The sequence below is a fragment of the Pseudomonas entomophila genome (assembly GCF_023277925.1).
Taxonomy (GTDB): domain Bacteria; phylum Pseudomonadota; class Gammaproteobacteria; order Pseudomonadales; family Pseudomonadaceae; genus Aquipseudomonas; species Aquipseudomonas entomophila_D.
The window spans coordinates 3,092,275-3,113,984 of record NZ_CP063832.1 but is presented as its reverse complement, the minus strand read 5'-3'; the positions used below and the strand labels follow the sequence as shown (position 1 = coordinate 3,113,984).

21 protein-coding genes and 2 tRNA genes are annotated in these 21,710 nt (G+C 51.6%); 7 read left to right on the top strand and 16 right to left on the bottom strand.

What is annotated here, in order from left to right:
- The first annotated feature begins 174 nt into the window (after positions 1–174).
- From IM733_RS13715 to IM733_RS13705, 3 genes are all read left to right on the top strand, one after another.
- On the top strand, positions 175–573 hold the full coding sequence (locus IM733_RS13715; RefSeq protein WP_349292542.1) for a DUF4113 domain-containing protein: 399 nt from the start codon (positions 175–177) through the stop codon (positions 571–573).
- A 428-nt stretch (positions 574–1,001) separates the two neighbouring features.
- On the top strand, positions 1,002–2,921 hold the full coding sequence (locus IM733_RS13710) for a hypothetical protein (RefSeq protein ID WP_248917172.1): 1,920 nt from the start codon (positions 1,002–1,004) through the stop codon (positions 2,919–2,921).
- Between the two features lie 283 nt (positions 2,922–3,204).
- Positions 3,205–3,414: a hypothetical protein gene (locus IM733_RS13705; protein WP_248917171.1), complete on the top strand. Its 210-nt coding sequence runs from the start codon at positions 3,205–3,207 to the stop codon at positions 3,412–3,414.
- A 26-nt stretch (positions 3,415–3,440) separates the two neighbouring features.
- On the opposite strand, the gene IM733_RS25740 is transcribed toward IM733_RS13705, so the two are convergent.
- Positions 3,441–3,701 (bottom strand): GNAT family N-acetyltransferase, encoded by a 261-nt coding sequence (locus tag IM733_RS25740; protein WP_432760426.1) that lies wholly within the window; start codon positions 3,699–3,701, stop codon positions 3,441–3,443.
- A 331-nt stretch (positions 3,702–4,032) separates the two neighbouring features.
- Here IM733_RS25740 and IM733_RS13700 point away from each other — a divergent pair, with 331 nt between their 5' ends.
- On the top strand, positions 4,033–4,335 hold the full coding sequence (locus IM733_RS13700; RefSeq protein ID WP_111533177.1) for a nucleotidyltransferase family protein: 303 nt from the start codon (positions 4,033–4,035) through the stop codon (positions 4,333–4,335).
- On the opposite strand, the gene IM733_RS13695 is transcribed toward IM733_RS13700, so the two are convergent.
- Positions 4,325–4,774: a 3'-5' exoribonuclease gene (locus tag IM733_RS13695; RefSeq protein WP_248917170.1), complete on the bottom strand. Its 450-nt coding sequence runs from the start codon at positions 4,772–4,774 to the stop codon at positions 4,325–4,327. The genes IM733_RS13700 and IM733_RS13695 overlap by 11 nt on opposite strands.
- A gap of 410 nt (positions 4,775–5,184) precedes the next feature.
- Between IM733_RS13695 and IM733_RS13690 the strand changes: the two genes are divergently transcribed.
- Complete coding sequence (locus IM733_RS13690) at positions 5,185–5,574, top strand: hypothetical protein (protein ID WP_248917169.1); 390 nt, start codon at positions 5,185–5,187, stop codon at positions 5,572–5,574.
- A complete protein-coding gene (locus tag IM733_RS13685; protein ID WP_248917168.1) occupies positions 5,571–5,780 on the top strand; it encodes a hypothetical protein in 210 nt (69 codons plus the stop codon). Before IM733_RS13690 ends, IM733_RS13685 begins: the two co-directional genes overlap by 4 nt.
- Before the next feature lie 75 nt (positions 5,781–5,855).
- Here the strand turns inward: IM733_RS13685 and IM733_RS13680 are convergent, their stop codons facing one another.
- The 3 genes from IM733_RS13680 to IM733_RS13670 all read right to left on the bottom strand — a co-directional run bounded on the left by IM733_RS13680 (position 5,856) and on the right by IM733_RS13670 (position 7,720).
- Positions 5,856–6,518 carry a hypothetical protein gene (locus tag IM733_RS13680; protein ID WP_196127245.1) on the bottom strand — a complete coding sequence of 221 codons (663 nt, stop codon included), beginning with the start codon at positions 6,516–6,518 and terminating at the stop codon, positions 5,856–5,858.
- Between the two features lie 467 nt (positions 6,519–6,985).
- Positions 6,986–7,120: a type II toxin-antitoxin system Phd/YefM family antitoxin gene (locus tag IM733_RS25565; protein ID WP_196127243.1), complete on the bottom strand. Its 135-nt coding sequence runs from the start codon at positions 7,118–7,120 to the stop codon at positions 6,986–6,988.
- A gap of 27 nt (positions 7,121–7,147) precedes the next feature.
- The gene (locus IM733_RS13670) at positions 7,148–7,720 is read right to left on the bottom strand and encodes a hypothetical protein (protein WP_248917167.1); all 573 of its coding nucleotides are present in this window, start codon (positions 7,718–7,720) and stop codon (positions 7,148–7,150) included.
- A 395-nt stretch (positions 7,721–8,115) separates the two neighbouring features.
- Here IM733_RS13670 and IM733_RS13665 point away from each other — a divergent pair, with 395 nt between their 5' ends.
- Positions 8,116–8,982 carry a hypothetical protein gene (locus IM733_RS13665; protein WP_248917166.1) on the top strand — a complete coding sequence of 289 codons (867 nt, stop codon included), beginning with the start codon at positions 8,116–8,118 and terminating at the stop codon, positions 8,980–8,982.
- A 283-nt stretch (positions 8,983–9,265) separates the two neighbouring features.
- Here the strand turns inward: IM733_RS13665 and IM733_RS13660 are convergent, their stop codons facing one another.
- From IM733_RS13660 to IM733_RS13610, 11 genes are all read right to left on the bottom strand, one after another.
- Positions 9,266–11,110: a hypothetical protein gene (locus tag IM733_RS13660; protein ID WP_248917165.1), complete on the bottom strand. Its 1,845-nt coding sequence runs from the start codon at positions 11,108–11,110 to the stop codon at positions 9,266–9,268.
- The gene (locus tag IM733_RS13655) at positions 11,091–11,489 is read right to left on the bottom strand and encodes a hypothetical protein (RefSeq protein WP_248917164.1); all 399 of its coding nucleotides are present in this window, start codon (positions 11,487–11,489) and stop codon (positions 11,091–11,093) included. Before IM733_RS13655 ends, IM733_RS13660 begins: the two co-directional genes overlap by 20 nt.
- A complete protein-coding gene (locus tag IM733_RS13650; RefSeq protein WP_248917163.1) occupies positions 11,473–12,087 on the bottom strand; it encodes a hypothetical protein in 615 nt (204 codons plus the stop codon). Before IM733_RS13650 ends, IM733_RS13655 begins: the two co-directional genes overlap by 17 nt.
- The gene (locus IM733_RS13645) at positions 12,084–15,434 is read right to left on the bottom strand and encodes a hypothetical protein (RefSeq protein ID WP_248917162.1); all 3,351 of its coding nucleotides are present in this window, start codon (positions 15,432–15,434) and stop codon (positions 12,084–12,086) included. Before IM733_RS13645 ends, IM733_RS13650 begins: the two co-directional genes overlap by 4 nt.
- Positions 15,427–16,806 (bottom strand): tyrosine-type recombinase/integrase, encoded by a 1,380-nt coding sequence (locus IM733_RS13640; protein ID WP_248917161.1) that lies wholly within the window; start codon positions 16,804–16,806, stop codon positions 15,427–15,429. The genes IM733_RS13645 and IM733_RS13640 overlap by 8 nt, the downstream gene beginning before the upstream one ends.
- 810 nt (positions 16,807–17,616) lie before the next feature.
- A tRNA-Gly gene (locus IM733_RS13635) sits at positions 17,617–17,690 on the bottom strand.
- A 15-nt stretch (positions 17,691–17,705) separates the two neighbouring features.
- Positions 17,706–17,782 (bottom strand) — tRNA-Gly (locus tag IM733_RS13630).
- Positions 17,783–17,899: 117 nt separating this feature from the next.
- A complete protein-coding gene (locus tag IM733_RS13625) occupies positions 17,900–18,784 on the bottom strand; it encodes an alpha/beta fold hydrolase (RefSeq protein WP_248917160.1) in 885 nt (294 codons plus the stop codon).
- A gap of 484 nt (positions 18,785–19,268) precedes the next feature.
- Positions 19,269–19,961: a pseudouridine synthase gene (locus IM733_RS13620; protein WP_248917159.1), complete on the bottom strand. Its 693-nt coding sequence runs from the start codon at positions 19,959–19,961 to the stop codon at positions 19,269–19,271.
- A 32-nt stretch (positions 19,962–19,993) separates the two neighbouring features.
- The gene (locus IM733_RS13615) at positions 19,994–20,215 is read right to left on the bottom strand and encodes a cysteine-rich CWC family protein (protein ID WP_248917158.1); all 222 of its coding nucleotides are present in this window, start codon (positions 20,213–20,215) and stop codon (positions 19,994–19,996) included.
- Complete coding sequence (locus tag IM733_RS13610; protein ID WP_248917157.1) at positions 20,208–21,698, bottom strand: sensor domain-containing diguanylate cyclase; 1,491 nt, start codon at positions 21,696–21,698, stop codon at positions 20,208–20,210. Before IM733_RS13610 ends, IM733_RS13615 begins: the two co-directional genes overlap by 8 nt.
- Positions 21,699–21,710 lie beyond the last annotated feature (12 nt).

Here is a 21,710-nt window from a genome sequence, read left to right as displayed (position 1 = left end):
GAAAAGGCTAAGCCTTTGACTGGGCATCAAAGTCGCTTGACGATTCCTGATGAGGGAACCGTTTGGAAGGCTGCGGTCGTGCATTTTGGAATGCCTGAGCTCAAAACAGATACGAGATATGCTGCTGAACTGCCGCAAGCCTACTCAAAGCTCGATGATTTATAAACGTAAGGAATGGGCTGGAATCGAGGCACTGGAGGTCATAAAGTCCGCACGATGGCCAGGCTTCGACGTAATGCCTACCCCACCGATGACACTCGCCTGCTAACCAAGGCCGCGCAGGAGGCTGTGGAGCGTGTTTACCGTGAGGGTTTCCGATATAGCAAAGCGGAGGTGTTGCTCCTCGACCTAAGCCAGCGAGGGGAGATCACGGGCGATCTGTTCGCGGCCTCACAGCCGGTGGCGAGTGAAAAACTAATGAGTGTCCTGGACACGGTGAATGCCCGGTGGGGACGCGGCACCATGCGCCTGGCGAGCGTACCGGTCGACCCATCGTGGGGCATGCGCAGGGAGATGATGAGCCAAAGCTTTACGACCCGGATGGACGAGCTATGGACGGTCTACTGTACGTGACAGAGGTTCGTGAACCGCAAGGTTCCGTAGCAAGAGCAGAGATCCACGGCGTTAGAACGCCTAAGCTTACCTCACAGCGGCCACTTTACCTTGTCAGTAACGCTTTAAGGCCTTGAAATACATACTGAAAGTCACACAGCGCGAACCACACAGGTTTGTGGCCAAACCACCACTGCATCGGTAGACCTGCCTCAACCTCGCCTAAATCTGGTGGAGTAACAAAAATATTGGACGTTATGGTGGCCCGTTGCTAGCCTTTAGGCTGCACTATGCAATCTCAATAGATCGAAATGTGTGTTCAGCTTACACAGTCGTGGAAATATAATAAGTACAAGGTAGTTATGACAATCTTAAAAGTACCCGGCGCCGTAAAACTCACAAATAAGGAAGTCACATTGAGCAGCTCGGATACATTATGTAGCTTAGCAATGCTTAAGGTGAACATCGACTCGGGTGGTGATTACCTTGAATATCTTAAGCCTTACGTAACCGAGATTTTAGCTAATGATTGCCCGGAAGTAGTGTCAGACGCATCCATATCGAATAAGCTTCGAGACTCTTGTGGGTTGGAGATACCTCATCGAACTATTCAAATTATCTTGCAGCGCCTCGCTAAAGAGCAGTTTTTAATCAAAGAAAATGGAAAGTTTGTGCTTGGCAAGAAGCCAGTTAGTAGTGACCTTTCTGCAGAGCGAGCCAACGCATCTAGACATATAGCATTCATTGTTTCTGAACTGGTTGCCTATGCCGCGCACAGCAGCGGTAGAAAAATTACTGACGATGTCGCAACTGAGTGCTTGGTAGTATTTCTTTCGCAGTTCTCCATTCCTTGCTTAAGGTCATACCTGCGTGGCACCACCTTGCCGGCTCTCGAGAGGGATGAGAACTGGCAAGTTGCTCTCGTGGCTCAGTTTGTTGGTGAGATACAGAATCAACCAGCCATATTTGATGCGTTTGTGATGCTAATGCAAGGGCATATGTTGGCCAATGCTTTACTCTGCCCGGATCTAAGCTCGGTTTCGGACTCCTATAGCGAGGTTATATTTTACTTTGATACGCCTCTTTTGATCCAGCTGCTGGGTCTTGAAGGGGAGCAAGAAAGGCAAGCAATAAAAGAAGTTGTTGATTTAGTAAGAAGGTTGAAGGGGAAGGTATGCTACTTTACTCATACCCTAGACGAACTAACAACTTCAATTTCATCCTCGGCTGACTTTGTCGATTCCCCTCGTGGTAGAGGCACAATAGTTGCTGAGGCCAGGAAGTCAGGTAAAACCAAATCAGACCTGATCCTTATCGGTGGAAGAGCAAGCGAAATTCTTGAGGAGTATGGTGTTACGCCTGTTGCAACTCCATCATATACTAAAGAAAATCATAAGTTTGAAATTTCAGAGGAAGCATTTTCGGCAGTGCTTAGCGATGAAATTGACTATCATAACCCGCGCGCCAAAGACTACGATATTCGCTCGGTGAGAAGCATTTATGTTCTGAGGAAAGGGGCGTCTCCCCGTTCGATTGAAAAAGCAAAGGCAGTATTGGTTACAAGTAACTCATCTTTTTCAAAGGCCGCTTACGAGTACGGCAAAACTTTCGAGATGTCGCGCGAAGTTTCAACTGTCATTACGGACTTTAGTCTCGCTAACATCGCATGGCTTAAGGCGCCGCAAGGCGCTCCTGCACTTCCTAAAAAGGAAATGTTAGCATATGCATATGCAGCTGCTCGTCCCACAAAGAATTTTTGGGATCAGGTTTTAAATGAGGCCGACCGGTTGGAAAAAAGCGGCAATCTAAGCGCTAGAGATCATCAATTACTGCGTAGCAGCTACAGCGTGCAGTCCGAGCTGATGAAGCTAACTCTAGGCGAGGAAGCTGCTCTGACGGAGGAGTCGATTACTAAAACTTTGAAACGAGTATCCGATGATATTTTAAAAGAAGCGAATGACGAAAAAGAGAAAATCGAAGGCGAGCTCCTGAAGGCTAACTCGAGAGCTGATGGGCTCGAGACAAGCATTGAGGATATGAGGAAGAGAATTTTCTGGACGTCTAATGCGCAAGCAGAAAAGGAAGCGAAGTGGCTTTCGGTTGTAACTTGGCTAAGCCAAGCTGTGATTGCAGCATATGGCATATACGCCGTTTTCAATAAAGAGTCCCAGTTCTCTTGGGTTTACCTCGTTGTGGCTATTCTGGCTGGTGCTATTAGGCTGATAGGAACTGCATGGGATATAAAGCCATTGAAGGCTGGCCCGGCATATGTGAAGTGGAGAGCCGATGCTATTTACAGAAAGCGTTTCTCTGATATTGGGCTCAAGGAGCCTGAGGTTCTTGATTGTGATAAGAGCATGATAAGCTGATATGGCTGCTGATTTTTTGGAGTGATGGCGCAAACTTGATGCGCAGGTCAAGGATGGGGCGAAGGTATTAATAATTCAAACACTTGGGCGGAACTTTCATTTTAGTTAACTCTTTGTGAACATAGATGCAAGTCATCCGTCTCATCTCTGACTTGCCATCCATCCGCCAGCAGACGTATCAACCTGAATTTTTCATGGACTATCCTTCCCAGGGTCATGTTGCTTAGATTGCGCCATGCTGGCATGGCAGCGTGTGGGATAGCCATGGAGAAAGGGAAAGATCGTGAAAAGAGATCTGAGCAAGGTGCTCATGCCCGACCACCACCTGTACACCGAGGCTGTGGAAGCGCTGAAGGTCTACCATCAGGCCGAGGTTGATGGAGTCGAGGGGATGGAGCTGGAGCGTCTGCGGTTGATGGCCGAGCATCGTTTTCAAGCCGTCACTGATTATCAGCTTCGAGCCCTTGGCGGGCCGGCAGAGAAAGGCCATTGAGCCTCTGGCTGACCACGTCCTGCCTATCAGCTATCCAAGGCTTTCTGTACATCGTCGACCGCACCGATCCAGTGACGGCCATTGTCCCGTGGGCTGAATCCCAGCCTTTCGGCGAACGCTGATGCGTTGGCATTGGCAGACTCGATGGCTAAGTACCGATAGCCGAATTGGGGAGCCAACTCCACCAGGCGCTGCACCAGCGCTCGACCATGCCCAACACGCTCCTTCGTGAAGCCGATCCGAGCCAGGACGAGGCACTCCCTTGGCCAGTAGTTATTTAGTTTCACAAATATACGGATGTAGATTCGAACTGCAGGCTCAGGGCCGACACGGTCGCGAAGGTTCGCCACACCCGCTGCTGGACATACCTGGGCTTGTAAGTGAACCTTTCCAGGATGAACTCTGCCACATGAGGCTTCAGCTCCTCACAGCGCTCTTCGGCAAAGGCGCGCCATTCTTCGTCACTGGCATCAGTCGGAGGAAGTGTGGGCATCGTTTTGACCTCGGTCGCTGGCTCGAAAAACAAGTGTAGATGCCGTTTAGGTGCTAGCTGCAGCGATAATCGACAAGCGCCTGCCAAGGTCATAACCAGCGAGGCCGTGCTTCAAGGAGAAAGGTATGAAGCCCAGTGACGCGATACGAGGCGAGGAAGGGGGCATCCGGCGCCTAATCGAGGCCTATGGCTTCATTGAGCCCAAACTCTTCGGCTCCGCCGCTCGAGGCGATGACCACGAAGGGAGTGACCTCGATCTGCTCGCCACCATTCCTCCAGCAATGGCTGGCAAGATTTCCTTGTTCGACATCGCCGAGCTCGAGGATGAGCTCCAGGCCATGTTGGGTGTGCCGGTCGACTTGCACGTCCACAACAACATGCCTGAGCACCTCAGGCCATCCATCGAGCGTGAGATGGTTACGCTCTAGCCGTGAACATGCTTGCAATGATCCTAGCGTCTAGCAGGGCGTGGTGAGGCAATTCCTCCCCATCGTTCGTCGCAGTCAGGGTCGTGGCATCGGTGGGGAAATTTCTGACGTTCTGGGGCCATTTCCCATCGTCATAGGCGAGCTCGCAGAACAGCTCCCAGTCGTAGGCAGGTGCGTCAGTGGCAATATCGAGCTCTTCGTCGTAGGTTGCCAAGAACTGGAGGAGCGCCGACCTTGCCTTGAGGATCGGCATGGCGTACTCACCTCCCCAGAGTTGCGGCAGTACGATCTCCTTCACGAAATCACTGCAGTCTTCTTCTCGCCACGCGTCGCTCACTTCCACGTAGAATTCCTGGCGATCCTCGGCGACCAACGCCAGGGAGATCAGCTTTGCCTGCGCGGTGAGCTGAGTGAACTCACAATCGAGAAAGAGCCTCATCTGTTGGAACCTCTGCAATGACTAGGGCCCGCCTGAAACTGTCCCAGGAAGGCTGCCTGTGGGAAATCGCCTTGGCGTATTTCGGCCCCGAAAAGCTGTTGGAAACGATTGTAGATCTGTGGGGCGGTGCGAGCCCTCCCACAAGGCCGACCGTCGAGCACCTATCGACTGACACGCTACCCGCAGATGTCGTGAATATACTGAAAATTGCCCAGGTGCGAGTCGGGGCCCTCGTTCCAGATCGCGTGCCTGTAACAGGTGTTGTCACGTTGTACGCCCGGCACGCCAATGACCTCGCCGATGGGATCCTGGCAAGACTGCCAAGAGGCGAGCTCACCCGTACCTTGCGGGGATCGCAGTTAGAAGTCGAGCTTGGCCTGTGACGTCCACCTGCGGCAGGGAGAAGTGATGTGACGATTGATCATCGGCTGCTGGGCCTGGAGATCGCGAGGCGCAGAGCGCTGTGGGCACTTGCCGACCTACAGCCTGGAGACGCACGTGCTGAAAAGGTGCTGGATGAACTCGACGAGGTTGATCAGGGCCTGCAGGACATCGTGAGTGGTGATCAGCTCTCCGCCCAGGAGCTCGTCGATGTCATCAATACGAAGCTCCACAACGGCGTTCAGCTGGTCGTCGAGGACAGCATCCCCGAGCCATGGCTACAGCGCTTCCAAGCGGCAAGTGTTGGCTCTACCCGCCTGGCAGAGGGGCCCTACCTGCGCGACTTTGAGAAGTTCGTGGCCGTGTGGCACCAGGAGCTTGAGCACCTGAGCGCCCATCGCAGTAGGAGGTCGCGATGAAGAGAACGATTCTGGGCATGGCAGAGGCCGGCGAGCCGCTCTTGCAGCAGGCTCTGCAAGCCGTCCGTGCCCATCAAAAGGCTGTGGATGAAGGGCGACCAGCCGAGGAGATCGCAAGGCTCTGTCTTGAGGCTGATCACCTGTATCAAACCGTCATCGACTACCAGTTGCACAAGGCCGGCACGCTTGGGCAGTCAGTCCACTGATCGTCCACCTAAGTGGTTGAAGCTTGCTGATCCATGTGACCGCATGATCACGTAGTCCTGACGGCCCGGGGGCAATCAGGCAGCCAACAACGTCATTACTCCATCTTTCAGAAATGACCAGTTACTGATAACCAGCGAAATACCTGTGGAAATCAGGATGCTGAGGATGGCCCACTTCACCGTAGCCTTAACCCCTGACTTACCCTCCTCTTGGACAGGTCGAATAATATTTTTATAGATGTGCTCATAACCCTCTGACACCACGCGGATGCTATCGAAATGGCTCTGAATCTCGCGCAGTGGGCCGGACAACGGCTTGAGGAGTTCGTTTGATGCTACGTGTTTGTTGACCTCATCTATCTGACGCTTCGTGTCGCTGATTCGATTGGTCAGGGCGCTGGGATTGAAAGTCAGGATGTCGGTGATGCGCTGATCCAGGGCGACGTATTCCGTTTCAATCTTCTCAGCCAACGCTGCGACGTAGCGGTGAGTGCCGTCGTCGACGACGCAGATGATGATTGGCTTGAAGCCATCCTCACCAATTTCCGAGTAGTCGACCACTCCAGCCTGATCGAGCTTGTAAAGCAGATATTCCAGTGCATTCCAGTTACCTACAAGGCTACCCAGATCAGCCGTGACGTCGGGATTGTTGAAGTCAACGTCCCCTTTTTCGTCCGCATGGCGGATAAGGCAGAGCAGAATTCTTAGCTCTTGCAACGTTGTGATTTGGTCATCCATTGTTGTTGTCATGTAAACCGGTGTACTCAGCTTGCAGAGATGATTGGCCTGAACCTGTGAGGGCTTTCTCAGATCAATGTGAACAGATCGAACAGAAGCGGTCAGGCGCCAGGCCGGGTTTATCGCACACCCCGAGTAAAACGCCTAGATGGCGTGGCCTCATCCAACGGGCAGAACCGCTATATTCAGAACGGAAACGCCTGAACAAAGGCCACCATCCGTTTGGGGTCAGAAGCGCAAGCGGAGTGCGCCGGCCCGGAGGGCTAGAGGCGAGAAGATGGAAGCCCGCAGGGCCAAAACCGGGCGCAGCCAGGGCTTGGTGCACGACAGCTGTCCCAGGAGGGGCGAGCCAGCAAGTTTGCGGATTCAAGCAATGCCTTGAGCCCTCGCCACGCCTGGCTTACTCCGAGGAAGTCTCCTAGTTTTTTCGGATTTCTTTGCGGATTTTTCCGCACATCGTGCGCATGTCACGGCGCCTCAGGCGGCACAAGCTTGCAGGCCGGCTTACCATTCTTGGTGATCACAAACGAGTGACCCTCCTGCAGGAGCTTCATGATCCTCCGGAAACGCCGCCTTGCCTGGGTTGCACTGATTACCTGCATCTCGACCTCTTCCTGTTCATGCGCCCGTCAGCGACGTCTTGATCTCGAATGGTCGCTCACATAGTGCGACCTCACATTCACCGGCCCGTTACGCGTGTATCGAACGTGACCGCTCCGGTAATGGCCGCTGACATGCTGAAGCGTTAACCACTCAGGGAAGAACGAAATCGCCTGGGTGTGCCGCCGATAAACCTCGGGCATGTACTGCTGTAGGCACACCGCAAGCGAGTCTTCCTTCACCTCGAAGTTGTAGACGCGCCAGTAGGCCTCGATGAGATCCTTGTTCCGGCGAAGGTAGTAGCGCCATAGCCAACCAGGGTTCGGCGTCTCGTACTGGAATTTGGCCAGAGCAGGTGCCTCATCCAGCGATGCCTTGAACCCCTCCGTCCAGATCAGGAGCAGCAGCAGGGCTACCCCAGCGGCGGTCATGAAGGTCTTGTCGTAGGTGAACGAGTAGATCGCTGTCGGCGAAGCCCAGTCCCGCATGATCCAGCCGAACAGAAAAGCGGGCAGCAGGATGAGCGGCATCAGGAGCAGTCCGATAACCAGGTAAATCCAGGCGTCAATGATTTCTGGCATCTTCGACCAAACGTTCGGCATCCATGTCCTCCCTAGAGCCTGGCTGAACAGGTGTATCTCGATGGTATCTCAGCGGCGGATGCTCTGGAAATGAACGCTGAGGCTAAGCCCGAAGGGAACGTACAATACGGAGTGTGCCGACCTGTGACAGACAAGTACCAGAGAGTGAACGCCCGCAAGGGCAATGTGTGGTAGGAGAATTGTTGGTGAGAAGGAATGTTGAATAGCCCATGAGGGCCACTGATGCTCTACTCCTAGTGTCCAGGTCGGGTAGTTCATTGATTCAAAGCCCCGTAATCATTGGGTGAACCATTTAAGTAGATAAGCGAATTAGCCGTGCTGGACACTAGACAGCTTTGAGGTCAACCAGTAGCGTTGAGATTCTACTGATGTGATCTACGGGCGAGGTAAGCAAGGTGTATAAGATAGGATTCTACGAAAACTTAGATGGGGCACTCACAGCGCCAGAGGTCGTTATCCGAGAATTTCCTGGTGCTGAATATGAAAAGTTCAGAGGGAAAACCGCGATTATATGGAATGTACATTCCCTTTATAGTTCATGGCTTACAGTTTTTAATAATTACCAAGAGTATATTGGGTTGGGTAAGACTGAAGAGGAGTTGAAGGTTCATCCTCGAGTGTATGTGACGAGGTCGGCTGCTTATTCTAGTGTTTCGGAGACGGCCCGAGTAACGATTAATTTACTAGCCTCTGCTTCGGCGTTTCTAGTTATTAGTCAGCGGCTTGTAAAAGTTTTTTCATCAAGTAATAAGGGTGCATATTTAAAGTGGGATGAACTCAGGAAGACACTATATAGCCAGTCTGTGGCTTATCAGATTTGCTATGGGTTAAGAAATTTTTCTCAGCACTATATGATCCCATTTTCCGGAGTAAACTTAAATTTCAAAGGCCGTGCAGTCGAGGGTTTCGCACCCTTTATAAACAGAGATGAGATATTAAATTGCGGGTATGACTGGGGTAAGAATGGAGCTGCGGTGGCCTTGAGGTCACAGCCAGAGAATATTTGTTTGTCTGAACTGTTGGGCGGGTATTATTCTTGTTTGCGGGAAATATTTGTTTCTGCGCACGAAGTGTTTGAGGCTGAAGTTAAGGACGCTAGAAAGTGTGTGGATGATGTAATTTTAAAATTTGGACTGCCTAAGAATGTAACGCCTACATTGTTCACGATTGAATTGGGTTGTTCGGATTTTAATAAAATGTCGCAGGAAGATTTTCCTGTCGGGCTACTGAATTTCATTGATGAAGTTGTTTTAAAGGTGTAAGAAGGTATATGCTTTGCTCACTTAGGTGCTTTATGTGTTGTTGGTTGTTGTGTTGACTCTTTCATTTGAGTTTTTTTGGGCTGCCACTCAATATGTGAAGTGGAGGGTGCGCGCTAGAATAAAAGCGCCTATTTGTATCGCGCCCAACTCCATAGAAGGCGTTGACAGCATGACAAAATAGCAAGCTAGTGTACCGTTCGGTTAACTCGTTAACCTAATAGTCCAAGGGTTATTGGGTGAGGCTATTTAATTAGATAAGCGAATTAGCCGTGCAGTGCACTAGCTACTCCACGAAAGGTACAATCCTTTGGATGCTGCAAGAAAGCTTTAGTGAGTGTTCTGTATTCTGGTAGGTGAGGCAGGACTGTATATTAATCCCATAACTCATAAGCGTTTTCGAAAGAGTATCCTCATTAGATGCTCTACACACTAGAATCACTTCCTTAATACCAATGGTACATGCCACCTCGGGAACCATTGCAAAGCCAGTTACGGTTTGCGACTCGTTCAACACCTGGGCGGAGATTCGTTTCGGGCCAGAAGGTGAATCGGCGTAAATACCTTTATCACTCGTTGAAAGAAGCGTGCAAAAAAATGGGGAGAGTCCGCTAGAAATTTGAGGGTAAATTATCGCCTTGTCATACTTGTAGTATGTTCTATCTGGGGTGGCTAATAGCACGTCCTCAGACATATTAACTGAGAAACGGTTGATTGTTTCTGCGATGCCCATGTCATCGCAGATGGCTGCTAATCTCTTATTTGCTTTTAATTTTTCTATGGCTACAAGCAAGTCAAATGGAGTGGTGTCATTTATCGATTTAATAGCGCTGCCTGGGCTGCCAGGTATATCGGCATGCTGGAAGTATTCGGAGAACTGCCTAGCAACCTGTGAGCCGGGGTAGTGAGTGGTAGCATTAGCCAGGTCGGATATTGCAACCAGCCTGTCTTTAGGAGTGAGAGCCGTGAACAGACTATGGTAGTCACTAATGCTGTAGTGGTGAAAGTCTGGCGCGATAAACGATCTGTACCCATCTTCGATCTGTGGGAGTTCCGAGATTAGCTTGCATTCACTATCCAGGCTCGAATAGCGCAGTGTGTGTTCTTTCGACCTAACGACGATTAGGGGAGCTTGCGCCCCGAGAAGCTGGATCATCGCGGAGAGTTCAGATATGAAGTCCAAGGTGGAGGGAAGGGAACTGGAGGATAAATAGGAGATGCGAGAGTTGATGGCTGTCGATACAGCCTCATAAAAATCCTGGCCATCAAGGGTTCCCATGAGCCCGGAATAACGTGAGTACGCATAGTCGATTTCAGATGCTGCATAGCGAGGAAAAAATCCATCACTGACGCGTTGAATCTGTTGCCTGAGCAATCGCTGCTGGATAGCATGTGTGACGAGTTGTACTTTACCCATACCACCAATTATAAGTTTTTGTGATTTACACCAATCTATTCGGTGGCGAAGGTCAGGTGGTATATCTAGTTCATTTATAATTGTTGAACCGCACTTGGCACTCCGTTCAAGCCATTCAATTAGTCGGTAACCATCGTGGAGAGAGTCGGGTGCTAGAGGTTGGAACTGGCGCAGCCTCATTGGGTCTTTAATAACTTGAAGGGACTCCTTTCCATGGACTGCGAAAACTGCCTCAGAATTTCTTACCGAAATCCCCGCTCGTAGCATTGCGCTTAGTGTCAAATGACGTTGTTGTGACTCGGCAATATGGAAGGCTAATTCGCTTAAGTATGGTTCAGGCAAGTACCCCTCGAAGAGAGTAGTCTCACGCTTGGAAAGTGAGCTCAAAAGCTGGGTTTGCAAGGGGGGAGAGAGGCCAAGTAAGGTTGACCTAAGTTTCTTGGGTAATGTCAGGTTAGGGATGTAAAAACTTTTAGAAACAAGCACAGGCCAGAAACAATCCGGGATTGTTGCTGGTAAAACAGATGTCACATTCCTAATTCCGAGTTTGAAACGCCATGTGCAATCGTATGCGCTGCCGACCAATATAGCAGTGTCGGAGCTGCCTGCAGATAAGCGCAGGTTCAGCCGTCGATGGCTGCGTTGGGTTATGCAGTTGACGACAGTAGTACCGTCAAGGCGATGAGAGATTTCGTTAACTAAGTAGATCGTCATCAGCGAGGTCAATTAGCAAGGAGTTGATAAAGATCGAACTTTTCAGCATTTCGAGCTGACGAATTCGAGACCTCAAAAAAGCGTTTTCTTCTCTGACTTTTAGGATATGCGTCTGTACTCTTTTATCCTTTGATCTGTTGCTGGTTTTGGCCATAGAGGAAATATTGAGCTTGTCTAGGTTCTTGTTTAGCGTCTGCAAGACATTTGCAATCTCAATTGAGCAACGGTCGGGGTAAAAGATTTGGCGGCTGGTGCCGATCTCGTTAGCTAGCCACGTGAGATTCAGCCCATTGCCATGCTTCAAAAAGGGTTGCCCACCTTTGATCTTTTCAACGGCCATTGCCCTTAGTGCTACTGCTCGTTCATTCTTCAGATTCAAGCTGTTCAATTCGTTTATGAGTTCTATTGCGTCCATTTTCCCATCTCAGGTAGGCATCAGTATGCTTCTTGTCAGAGACAAGCTCGGGATCACCAGAGAAGGTTGCATGATCATAAAGCCTGCCGTTGTCAAATTTTAGATTAGGGTTTGCGTTCAAAATATCCTTGAGAAAAAAACATGTCATCTCGTATTCAAAGTAATACCCTTCACTATGAACTTTAGCTTCGTCGGGTGGATGAGGGGATTGCACAGACTGTTGTTCAGATAACACTTTTTTGTAGATTTCAATTTTCCTGTCGCGCTCTACAACCTGGCTGCGCAGCGCCTTTAGCTCCATCTGAACGTCTTCCACGACGACCTTGGTGCCAGGAACCAAGATGTGTAAATACTGGTTGAGCATCTTACGATGCTCACCATTTGATTTTCTGAACGTGGAAGGATCTATATCTATAATTTCTCCAAGTTTCTCTGCCAGTCGCGACTTATTCTCGAACGTAGACTCATCTCGTATAAGTTGCTTGATGGCGATCTTCAAGCGTCCCAGGGTGGATTTTAATTGTTTCTTTTTCGGATGAGTGCCTTTGGCCGCTACATTCATGCGGCGGCCTCAAGCAATTTGATATGCCTAGACTCAATGCTGTCACTAAGCTCACTAAGTGAAATGCCCATGGTTGTCATGATGGTTAGGATTTGAGCGGTATACATTTCTCTTGCATCAGGATCGCTCAGGGCCACTTGGAGCAAATCAGGACTTTTCGCAATTTTCTGGATGAGATGTGGATAGCCATCCCCGGTAAGTTGAGGAAAGAGTGAGCTATCTAGGATTTGAGCGATGACTCGCTGTGCGGGATTGCTCATGTTGATATCGTGTTTCACGTACTCTTTGATATCGCGCAACCTGGTGATTAAACCAACTTCGTTCTTGGCCGTTTCCAAATGTTTGTTGAGAAGCTGGCTGATGTGAAGATAACTAGCCAGTTCTAGTTTGTTTATAGTCAAGTCGTGATGGACATACTCGATTTCCTCGGGGCTAGCGTCACTGGCCTTGAGCTTCTTGAGCTGCTGAATCAGCTGCTCTGACCTACCTGCCAAACGCCTCATAATGCAGTTGATACCAGGCAAATGGTCGACACCAAATACGGCAATGGGGCAGAGCCCACATACACGCTCACGGCCAGTGAAAGCAATCAGCTGTTTGGGGCATTCGCCGTTTTTGACACAGACACACTGAGTGAAAAAAGCTACAGGCTCATTGGCAGTAGTAGCGATTAATTCTATTCCACTAGCCTCCGTCTCTATTATGGCGGAAGAAATGCTAATAAAACTCTGGTCTTTGGCTAACGCTACCCTATTGTGAGCCCATTCCCTTGGAATGACGGATTGAGGATGCGAATTTGCTTGTTTGATACCTTTCAGCCTGCTCCAGGCAGATGATGCCACCTTGGCATTTGCAATATCTATCTGCTCCATAAGCTCTTTCGCATTAGGGACTACGTAATAGTTGGTCGTATATTCATTTTCATGTGCTACCTGTCCTTGAATAATGGAAACCTCTAGGTGCCCATAAATTTTCATGTGCGTGATCCACGTTGCTCGCAATGCGTGGGGGGTGTGGATAGCCATGAGTTTGCCATCGACGCCAGTCTTTACGAACGTGTGATGGCGGTCTTGTGGTACTAATGAATTATAAACTTCTTCGATGCCTTTAAGGATCTTAGGCCAGACCAATGTGTATGAGTTATCTGAGAATGGTTGGCTGTAGCTCACCCAAGGGCTTCTGAATAGTGGATATATTGGCCCGTATTCTTGTGGGTCGTCTTGGTCGCCTTCATAAAACGTAGGAGTAACTGGTCTGGTGAAAATATTGGTTTGGAACTCCTTTTCATCAAGTAGTGAGTTCATCACATCACTTGATATCACTGCGGGGCGTTCTTTCCCGTTTTTATCTGTATTCACAAATATCATGCAGGATGAGAGAATTGGATAGTTAGAGCCTTGAACAAATTGATCGAATGTGTTGATGTCAAGCCATTGACAGTTCTGCATCCTCAATCCCGTGTACAGGGCGATAGACAGCATTCTGACTACGGTCATCCATGGGACTGAGATGGGATTGCTGATATTTGAATATCGCCCCAAATACCACGAATACACGTTCACAATTCTTGTGAGAGGGATATCGAGAGAATCATCAATTGAAGACTGAATCTTGATAGTATAATCTAGGCCAAGATCTGAGAGAGTTATCCATTCTTGGGATTTTATTTTTTCAATTAGGCTTTCGCTAATTTCGTTATTAAGTATCTTTGTGCGAATATTAACCCCTATATCGTTGATGGCTTGAATATAGGATTTGGCGATCAGTGTTGAATCAAGCGGTAGCGGGACTTTATTGCTGCTCCCACGTGAGCCACTGCCTGTGCGGTCGATTATAAGATTCACCGGGTTAGCAAACTCGGCGTCCATCGAGCTTCCAGTTACCTGGTTAAGTAGCACTCGGTTGGCTCGGCAGAACTCAAAAAATTCGAAAATGTGAAGTACAAAAGATGACTTGGTCTTTTTGCTATACGCTTGGTCGTAAAATTGGCAGGCGGTGATCGGCAGGGATATGTCGCCTGGGATTCCTGCTGATTTAAACAAATAGCTTTTTTTGTCATCCTCGCTTATATGGTTGTTCCAAAATAGAACTCTCTCAAATTCGCATATTGATGTAGGGAGTCTTATCAGGGAATCAGGGTTGCATTCAAACCAAATGGGCAGATAACAGAACAAGTAATCAAAAAGAAAGTTTATGTTCTTGATTTTGGTTTTCTTTGTGGAAGTCGAATCACCGTTTTTTTTAATGTGCTCCAAGAACATTTTGCTTGCAGCAATCCAGGTGCTGCTAACCTTGTTAAGGTCAACATGCTCTCGAGTGTAATAGTGACTGTTGTTCAGCCAGCTGAAATCTTTTAGTGACTTCGGTATTTTGCGTAAAACTAATGCAAGCTCCGCAGGGCTATAATCGTCTCCACTTTGAATGAAGCTGTCGATTGCTTCCTTGTACTTTGCTTTGATATTAAGATCTTTCTTGACCGCTTTTTTTTCCTGGCTAATATTTCTCCTCTGGCGCTGACGCTCTACGCGGGAAAGCCCCTTAGCTTGGTGGGGGGTGCAATTATAGTATTCCTTGAACTCATTGTAGGTTTGAGTTTGTTTGCCAGGAAAGTTGAGTGTTGATTTATCAGCGCTCAAGAATTGTTGATATTTCTCGAGATAAAAAACTTGCTCTTGTGTTATTCGCTCGGGGTGTCGTGATGAGAATGCATTCAGCCAAGCTTGATAGCGAAAATCATTGTTATCATGGTCTGTAGATTTGCTAATGAACGGGGCGGCATCCCACACTTCTTCAAATGACACCTCCTCAGGGGAATGCCAGTTGGTGCGATACTGGAAAACCCTTGACGGTTTAATGGTCTGAGGAGCAGTGGTGGCTAGGTTATAAATGAAACCTTTGCTCTCTTCAGTAAGTATTGGGTATTTATGGAATACACCCTCAGTGGTGAAAGTGTACGGTAGAGTCGCTTTGCCTTTAATCCAAAGCAGTACGAACATGGCACGAAATGGAACTCTCAACCCTAAGGCGTCTTCGAAGATTTTTGGTGAAAAGCCCATAAGTTTTCTGTACAGGCCCGAAATTTCAGTACGCTCGCTAGCTTTTTTGATACAGAGCTTGTACATGATGTGCATCTCTTCATGAGTGAAATCATAAAGAGATCTATGAATTTCGATGCCTTGTAGGGCGAAGCGGCTTCTGGCCTGGGCACTTTTAGATTCTGGGTCGTATCTGAAATTTACACCAATTTCATTTTTAGTCCATTTGGAAAGGGCTGATAGTGCCTCTCCCATTTCTAGGCTAATATTGGTAGAGTCAAGTGTTTCGACTTTCGTGCCGTAGTTAATCATTTCTCATCCGGGATTTAAGCTCGTTGCCTAATTCGATATATACTGCAGCTCGAATCTCATTTATGTCCTGGTTTGTTTCCAGGTACATCTTGTTTCGTTCGGCTATTTCGATTTCAGCAATTATGTTTTCCTCTGAGAGTTTGGCATACATTGCTGTCGTCTTGATGTCCTTGTGGCCCATCAATACTTGGATTTCAGCTAGCTCAAGACCAATAGTTGGTCGGCCTGGGATGTAGACAAAGTTTCTGGCCCAGACTCCATAGAAGTGCCTCAGACTGTGGGAGGTAAAGATTTCATCCTGGCTCTCGTTCGGCCATAGTCTTTTCTGAGCCTTCTTCAAGGATCTATTGAATAACTTGTTGGTTGTGTTTGGTTGTTGGCATGTAAGCAATGGCATGCCGTAGGTTTGTTTTGAATTTGAAACAAATAAATAGTCACTTGAAGAATTTGGCCTTACAGCCAGGTATTCTGAAAGTGACTCATAGAACGTCGCCTTGAATGGTTCGAATAGCACAAGTGCCGCAGTGGTGCGGCCTTTGTAGGCTAGTTTCTTATGAGCCTGTGCACCGCTTGGGTTTCGATGGAAATTCGGGTCTTCAATCTTTATGGTTCGTGCAATCTCATCAATGTCCTCAATCCTCAACGCCCAAAGCTCGGATTGACGCACTCCTCCTGCTGCCATTAGTGCCGCACAGCAACGATGCATTGGGTCTTCAATTCCGTTAAGGAAGCTCTGGATTTTGTTAATGGGGAAGTGTTTGGGGAGGCTGTTGCCTGGAACTTTTCCACCGCGAATTCCACCTGCTGCCAGGTTGTTGTAGGTGTCCGACTCTCTGTCGTACTTCAATGTTTTATTATGGATGCTATCCATCTCTGCTTTTGAACGCTCTCTATCTTCTAGTATAGGTAGCGACTTCACATGATCGAATGCATTGTTTCCTGTAAGAATTTTCAGCAGCCTTGCAGTATCTTTGAGCTTGACCTGTGCTAAACGTAGGAAACCATTTACTGGTGCTAAGTAGGTATTTGCGCTGACGCACGATACAGGCTTGTGTTGGAGTGATATGGCGGCTTTGCGGATTACGTAGTCTTGGCTTTCGGCGCCATTTATTAAGAAGTCGTAGTAAAGGTAAATTGTTTTAATGGCGGCTTCTTCTTTAAGCGGGGAGGAACCCATTACTCCGGTTTCATAACTGAAATCAAAAAAACGAGCCAGGTTTCTAGTGTATTGCTCAGGTGTATCGCTAGAAAATGTTTGTCTAATCTGGTTGCAGATGTAGTCCGAGTGAGTATTAAACGCCTCAATTGGCTCACCTGTGGTTAAGTCGTAGAGTCGAGGGTAGCCGGCAACCACGTAGAGCACGTTCTTCATGCGGTGGTCATCCCGCTAGCGGGCATCGCGCCAAGCACCTGGTAGAGGTAGCCTGATGATGCTGACTCTGCACGCTGGCCTGGTGACGGTTCCAAGCTAGGGAAGGCGAAGGTGTCGTTAGCCTCAAGAGGAGCACTCGTGCGGAGATCGGCTTCTGCTACCAGGGCGCAACCCTTGATGCAATCACAGAGCTCCAGGTGGTCTGCGGCCCTCACCGGAGGCATCCTCCCTGGCAACCGAATGCAGGGAGCGGTTCGGTGATGGTGGTTAAGAGTCTTCGGTGGTGAAAAATAATTAAGCATATATTGACACTGGGGCTTGATTTAGGTATAAGGTTCTGCCGAGCACTATACATTCTGTTTTTGTTCTTTGTTATTCCTTTTTTGGCTATAAATTAGCCATCTTATTCCTTTATTCGATTTTCCTATTCTTCCTTGATCTCTAGCTTGAGATGAAGGGTGTTCGTGCGCCTGGTGGATTTGTAGGGTTGGTTCGAGGGTGTGTTGATGTTGTGTGGATGCTTTCTGGCGTGACTGGGCGCCATCACGGCGCATTCATGAGGGGGTATCAGGGGAGGGGGTTGGGTGCGGTTTTCGCGCTTGCGAGGGAAGCTGGTGTGGTGGTGTGGCAAGGCCGCACCCCGTAGCTAGGATGCTTGTAGCGGGACTTTCCTATGGTCACAGAAATCGAGAGTTCTGGTGAGAATTGAGGGGTGCAGGGGGCTACTCACAAGGTGGGATTCTTGTGATTATGAGGAGATTTGGGGGGGTGGATTCTGGGCTGGAGGCCGCGTATTTCGGGGGTTGGAGATGGAGCGGGTAGAGGGAATCGAACCCTCAACTGAAGCTTGGGAAGCTTCCGTTTTGCCACTAAACTATACCCGCTTTGCATCAGACGCTTGGTCACAAAATGGCGAGTCCTATAAGAACCCTCAACTAAAGCTTGGGAAGCTTTCGTTTTGCCACTAAACTATACCCGCGTTTGCGCCCGACTTTTTACCATAACCCCTCCCGGATTAGAAGCCCAAGGTTATAAAAAGCCTGTCGGCGGCCTGTAGCCCACGGGTCTCAAGGCCCACAGGACGCCGATGCGCTCAGATGGCCAGTGCATGCTGCGCATGTACGGGTGTACAGCGTTGACGGGCCTCGCGCACGGTCGGCTTGAGGAAACCTAGCATGGCCGAGCGGGTATCCTCGCAGGCGCCCTTGTGCTCCATGTCGAGGAAGTGGCCGGCCTCTCGGATCACGCTGAAGTGGCTTTGCCCCACATGTTGGGCGAACTGGCGGGCATCCTTGACCGTGGTGTACTCGTCGCGGTCACCGTTGATGAACAGCACCGGGATGTCTATGTTGCGCGCCGCCTTCAGCGCCCGCTCCAGGTCGTGGTCGAGCACCTGGTTGATGTGGAAGAGCATCTGTGCGTACTCGTGGCTGTCCAGGCTGCTGACGTGGCGGTAGTTGAAACGCTTGAACAGCGACGGCAGGTACTTGCCGATGGTGTCGTTGACCAAGTTGCCCACCTGGTAGCGGTCACAGGCGGCCAGGTACTGGCAACCGCGATCCAGGTAGTCGCGCATCGGCGCGTTGATCACCGGCGAGAACGAACTGACGATGGCCTTCCTCACCCGCCGCGGCTGGTGCGCCAGCGCCAGCAGCGTGCAGGCGCCGCCCCAGGAGAACGACAGCACGTGGTCGGCCTGGAAGCGCTCGATCAGCTCGAGGAGGATGTGTGCCTCGGTCTCCTTGGTGAGCAGGCGCTCCTGGCGGTTGTGGGGCTTGGACTTGCCCGCGTAGGGCTGGTCGTACAGCACCACGTTGAATTGCGGGTGCAGGTTGCGCACCGTCTGGGCGAAGGACGCGGTGGTGGCCAACGAGCCATTGATCAGAATGATCGTCTTCTCGGCGCCTTGCGCGCGATGGAACTCCGTGTAAACCCGGTACTGCCCTTGGATATCAAGTACAGCGATTTCTGGCCTCATGTCATCGACTCCTGGCGCAAAAAGGGTATTCGCGTCACCTAGGGTGCACGTTCTTTATGACAGGTAGGCATTTGCCTGGAAGAGAAACCGGTGGGCCCTTGTGTCGATCCTTGACGCGTGTGTCGACGGTATTGTTGTTGCGGGCGATTTGCCGTGCCCCAGGGCGTCGAAGCGCTGGGTGGCCGGCAAAGGGCGTCCGATCTGCGGTGTGACTTGCTGGTCACTTGCAGACTGACGATTCGATTCAAGCAGTGGGGAGCGGATCGCGCAAGTGCCGTTCGGGGAAAAATGTGACGCGCAGGGCTCGGTGGTCGTGTGGCGGTTTCTTCGCACAATCTGGCCCATTGCCCTGATCCCACCTTTGTAGGAGCGGCTTCAGCCGCGATCACCCGCGAAGCGGGTGCCAAACCACGGTGCCTGCATCGCGGCTAAGGCCGCTCCTACAGAGCCTGTGCGCCAGCGCAGCCAGGCTCGAAAAGGCGTCTTATACCGAATTGGTCTCTTCGGCCGTGAGCGCCCTGAACTCACCCGGCGCCAACCCCGGATCCAGCGCGATGGTGCCCATGCGTTCCCGGTGCAACCCCACCACCTTGTTCTGGAAGTACCCGAACATCCGCTTCACCTGGTGATAACGCCCTTCGACGATCGCTAGCCTGGCTTCGCGGGGGCCGAGGATGACCAGCTGGGCGGGCAGGGTGGTGAGGTCTTCGAAGGCGAAGTAGAACCCTTCGCGGAACTTGTCGACGTAATGTGCGCCGATTTCGTCTTCGGTCTGCACGCGGTAGATCTTCGGCAGCTTGGTGCGCGGCTGGGTCAGCCGTCGCGACCACTGGCCGTCATTGGTCAGGATCATCAGGCCGGTGGTGTTGTAGTCCAGACGCCCGGCAATATGCAGGTCTTCGCGCAGTTCGGCGGGTAACAGGTCGAGCACCGTGGGGTGCTGTGGGTCGCGGGTGGCGCTGACATATCCAGCAGGCTTGTGCAGCATCAGGTAGCGAGCGGGGCGTCCGGCCTGCAGCAGCTGATCGTCCACCTCGACACGACTGAATTCACGCACGTCATGCAGTGGATCGCTTGCCACTTCGCCGTCCACGCGCACGCGCCGGTTCGCCAGTAGCAGGCGCACTTGCTGGCGGTTGTAGCAGGGCAGGTTGCCGAGGAATCGGTCGAGGCGCATGGCGGGAAGGTCGTGGGAAATCGGCGCGCAGTCTAGCGGATCACGGGTGTTCGCGCTGCCTTGAGTTGTTCGTCCACTGCCGCGCAGCGCGGGCACAGGCAGGCTGTGTCGCGCAACGCGGCCGGCAGTGCCTCGAGGATGGCGGGGTCGATGCTCACGTTGAAGCACCAGCATCCCTGGGTGGCGCTGCGTGGGTCGGCCAGGCCGCATCGGTTGGCGGCGCCGCAGGCGGGGCAGCGCTGGGGGTCAGTCATGGTCGGTTCCGGGCAGTTCGCTGCAGACGCGGTTGCGGCCGCTCTGCTTGGCACGATAAAGGGCATGGTCGGCGCGGGTCAGCAGGCTGTGCAGGGTGTCTTCGCGCTGCAAGCTGGACAAGCCGATGCTGGCGGTCAGGCGCAGCGGCTGCTCGTTGTAGCTGAAGATCAGTTGCTCGGTGCGCCGGCGGATCTTTTCCGCCACCTCGATGGCCTGGCGCCCGTGGGCTTCGCGCAGCAGCACGACGAACTCCTCGCCGCCCCAGCGGCAGAGTATATCGGACTGGCGCAGGCTGCCCTGCAGCACAGTGGCGAATTGGCGCAGCACTTCGTCGCCGGCCAGGTGACCATGGGTGTCGTTGAGCGCCTTGAAGTGGTCCAGGTCGATCAGCAGGGCGACCAGTGGCGCGTTGTCGCGCTGGGCCTCGACCAGCGCCTGGCCGGCCAGCAGGTCGAAGCTGCGGCGGTTGGGCAGGCCGGTGAGGCTGTCGAGGGTGGCCAGCGCGGCTGCGTTGTCCTGGTGGCGCTTGATCATGGCGTTGAGCAGCGACAGCACCACCAGGGTGATCATCGCGCAGATCGCCAGGTTCAGGTACAGCGACTGGCGAATGCGGTCCAGGGCGCCGCTCTCGCGCTTGTCCACCAGCAGGTACCAGCCCAGCTCCGGTAACAGGCGCACATTGAGAAAGTGGCTGTGGCCGTCGTTGTCGTGGTACTCGTGGCTGCCTTCGGCGGGTGTTGGCAGGTGCGCGAGCAGATCCTGCCATTGGTTGCTGTCGCTCAGTTGCTGGCCGGCGCGCAGGCCGTGGGGGCCCCCGTCGGAGCCGGTCAACAGCACCTTGCCCTGGGCGTCGGCGAACAGCACCGCGCGCTGGTAGCGGCGCTGGTAGTCGTCGATCAGGCGCACCAAAGACTCCACGCTCAGCCCCACGCCCACCGCGCCGATGAAGCGCTGCTGGTAGTCGAGCACCCGATGGTTGATGAACACCGTGAGCTTGTCCTGGTTGGCCATGTCCAGGTCGACGTTGATTTCGTAGGGTTTGCTGGATTGGCGCAGGCGGAAGTACCAGGTGTCGCGCCAGCTGTCGGGCCTGACCTGCTTGAGCACGCCCTTGGCCTGGTAGTAGGTGAGGCTGCGGTCGGAGACGAAGAAGCTGGTGCAGGTGTCCTGGCTGCCCATCACCTCACCCAGGAAGCGGGTGATGCGCTGGCTGTCCTGCTCGCCGCCCAGCACCCAGTCACGCAGGAAGGTGTCTTGGGCCATCATCGACGAGATCAGCACCGGGCGGATCAAATCCTTCTGGATTTCCGAATAGACGGTGTCGGACGTCAGTGGCAGCTCGGTGTTGACGATGCCGTCGCGGATCGCCCCGCGCGAGGCGTAGTAGCTCAGCAGCGAGGTGGCCAGGAAGCCGCAGGCCAGCAACAGCAGCAAGGCGAGGATCAGCGAGCGTTGCGAAAACAGGGCGGACGGTGAAGGCATGATCTTCCCGAG

Bases quoted from the DNA above. Each gene is read 5' to 3' on its own strand.
- IM733_RS13715 (WP_349292542.1), top strand. From the start codon at position 175: ATGGGCTGGAATCGAGGCACTGGAGGTCATAAAGTCCGCACGATGGCC.
- IM733_RS13710 (WP_248917172.1), top strand. From the start codon at position 1,002: ATGCTTAAGGTGAACATCGACTCGGGTGGTGATTACCTTGAATATCTT.
- IM733_RS13700 (WP_111533177.1), top strand. From the start codon at position 4,033: ATGAAGCCCAGTGACGCGATACGAGGCGAGGAAGGGGGCATCCGGCGC.
- IM733_RS13695 (WP_248917170.1), bottom strand. From the start codon at position 4,774: ATGAGGCTCTTTCTCGATTGTGAGTTCACTCAGCTCACCGCGCAGGCA.
- IM733_RS13685 (WP_248917168.1), top strand. From the start codon at position 5,571: ATGAAGAGAACGATTCTGGGCATGGCAGAGGCCGGCGAGCCGCTCTTG.
- IM733_RS13680 (WP_196127245.1), bottom strand. From the start codon at position 6,518: ATGGATGACCAAATCACAACGTTGCAAGAGCTAAGAATTCTGCTCTGC.
- IM733_RS25565 (WP_196127243.1), bottom strand. From the start codon at position 7,120: ATGCAGGTAATCAGTGCAACCCAGGCAAGGCGGCGTTTCCGGAGGATC.
- IM733_RS13670 (WP_248917167.1), bottom strand. From the start codon at position 7,720: ATGCCGAACGTTTGGTCGAAGATGCCAGAAATCATTGACGCCTGGATT.
- IM733_RS13660 (WP_248917165.1), bottom strand. From the start codon at position 11,110: ATGACGATCTACTTAGTTAACGAAATCTCTCATCGCCTTGACGGTACT.
- IM733_RS13650 (WP_248917163.1), bottom strand. From the start codon at position 12,087: ATGAATGTAGCGGCCAAAGGCACTCATCCGAAAAAGAAACAATTAAAA.
- IM733_RS13645 (WP_248917162.1), bottom strand. From the start codon at position 15,434: ATGATTAACTACGGCACGAAAGTCGAAACACTTGACTCTACCAATATT.
- IM733_RS13640 (WP_248917161.1), bottom strand. From the start codon at position 16,806: ATGAAGAACGTGCTCTACGTGGTTGCCGGCTACCCTCGACTCTACGAC.
- IM733_RS13625 (WP_248917160.1), bottom strand. From the start codon at position 18,784: ATGAGGCCAGAAATCGCTGTACTTGATATCCAAGGGCAGTACCGGGTT.
- IM733_RS13620 (WP_248917159.1), bottom strand. From the start codon at position 19,961: ATGCGCCTCGACCGATTCCTCGGCAACCTGCCCTGCTACAACCGCCAG.
- IM733_RS13615 (WP_248917158.1), bottom strand. From the start codon at position 20,215: ATGACTGACCCCCAGCGCTGCCCCGCCTGCGGCGCCGCCAACCGATGC.
- IM733_RS13610 (WP_248917157.1), bottom strand. From the start codon at position 21,698: ATGCCTTCACCGTCCGCCCTGTTTTCGCAACGCTCGCTGATCCTCGCC.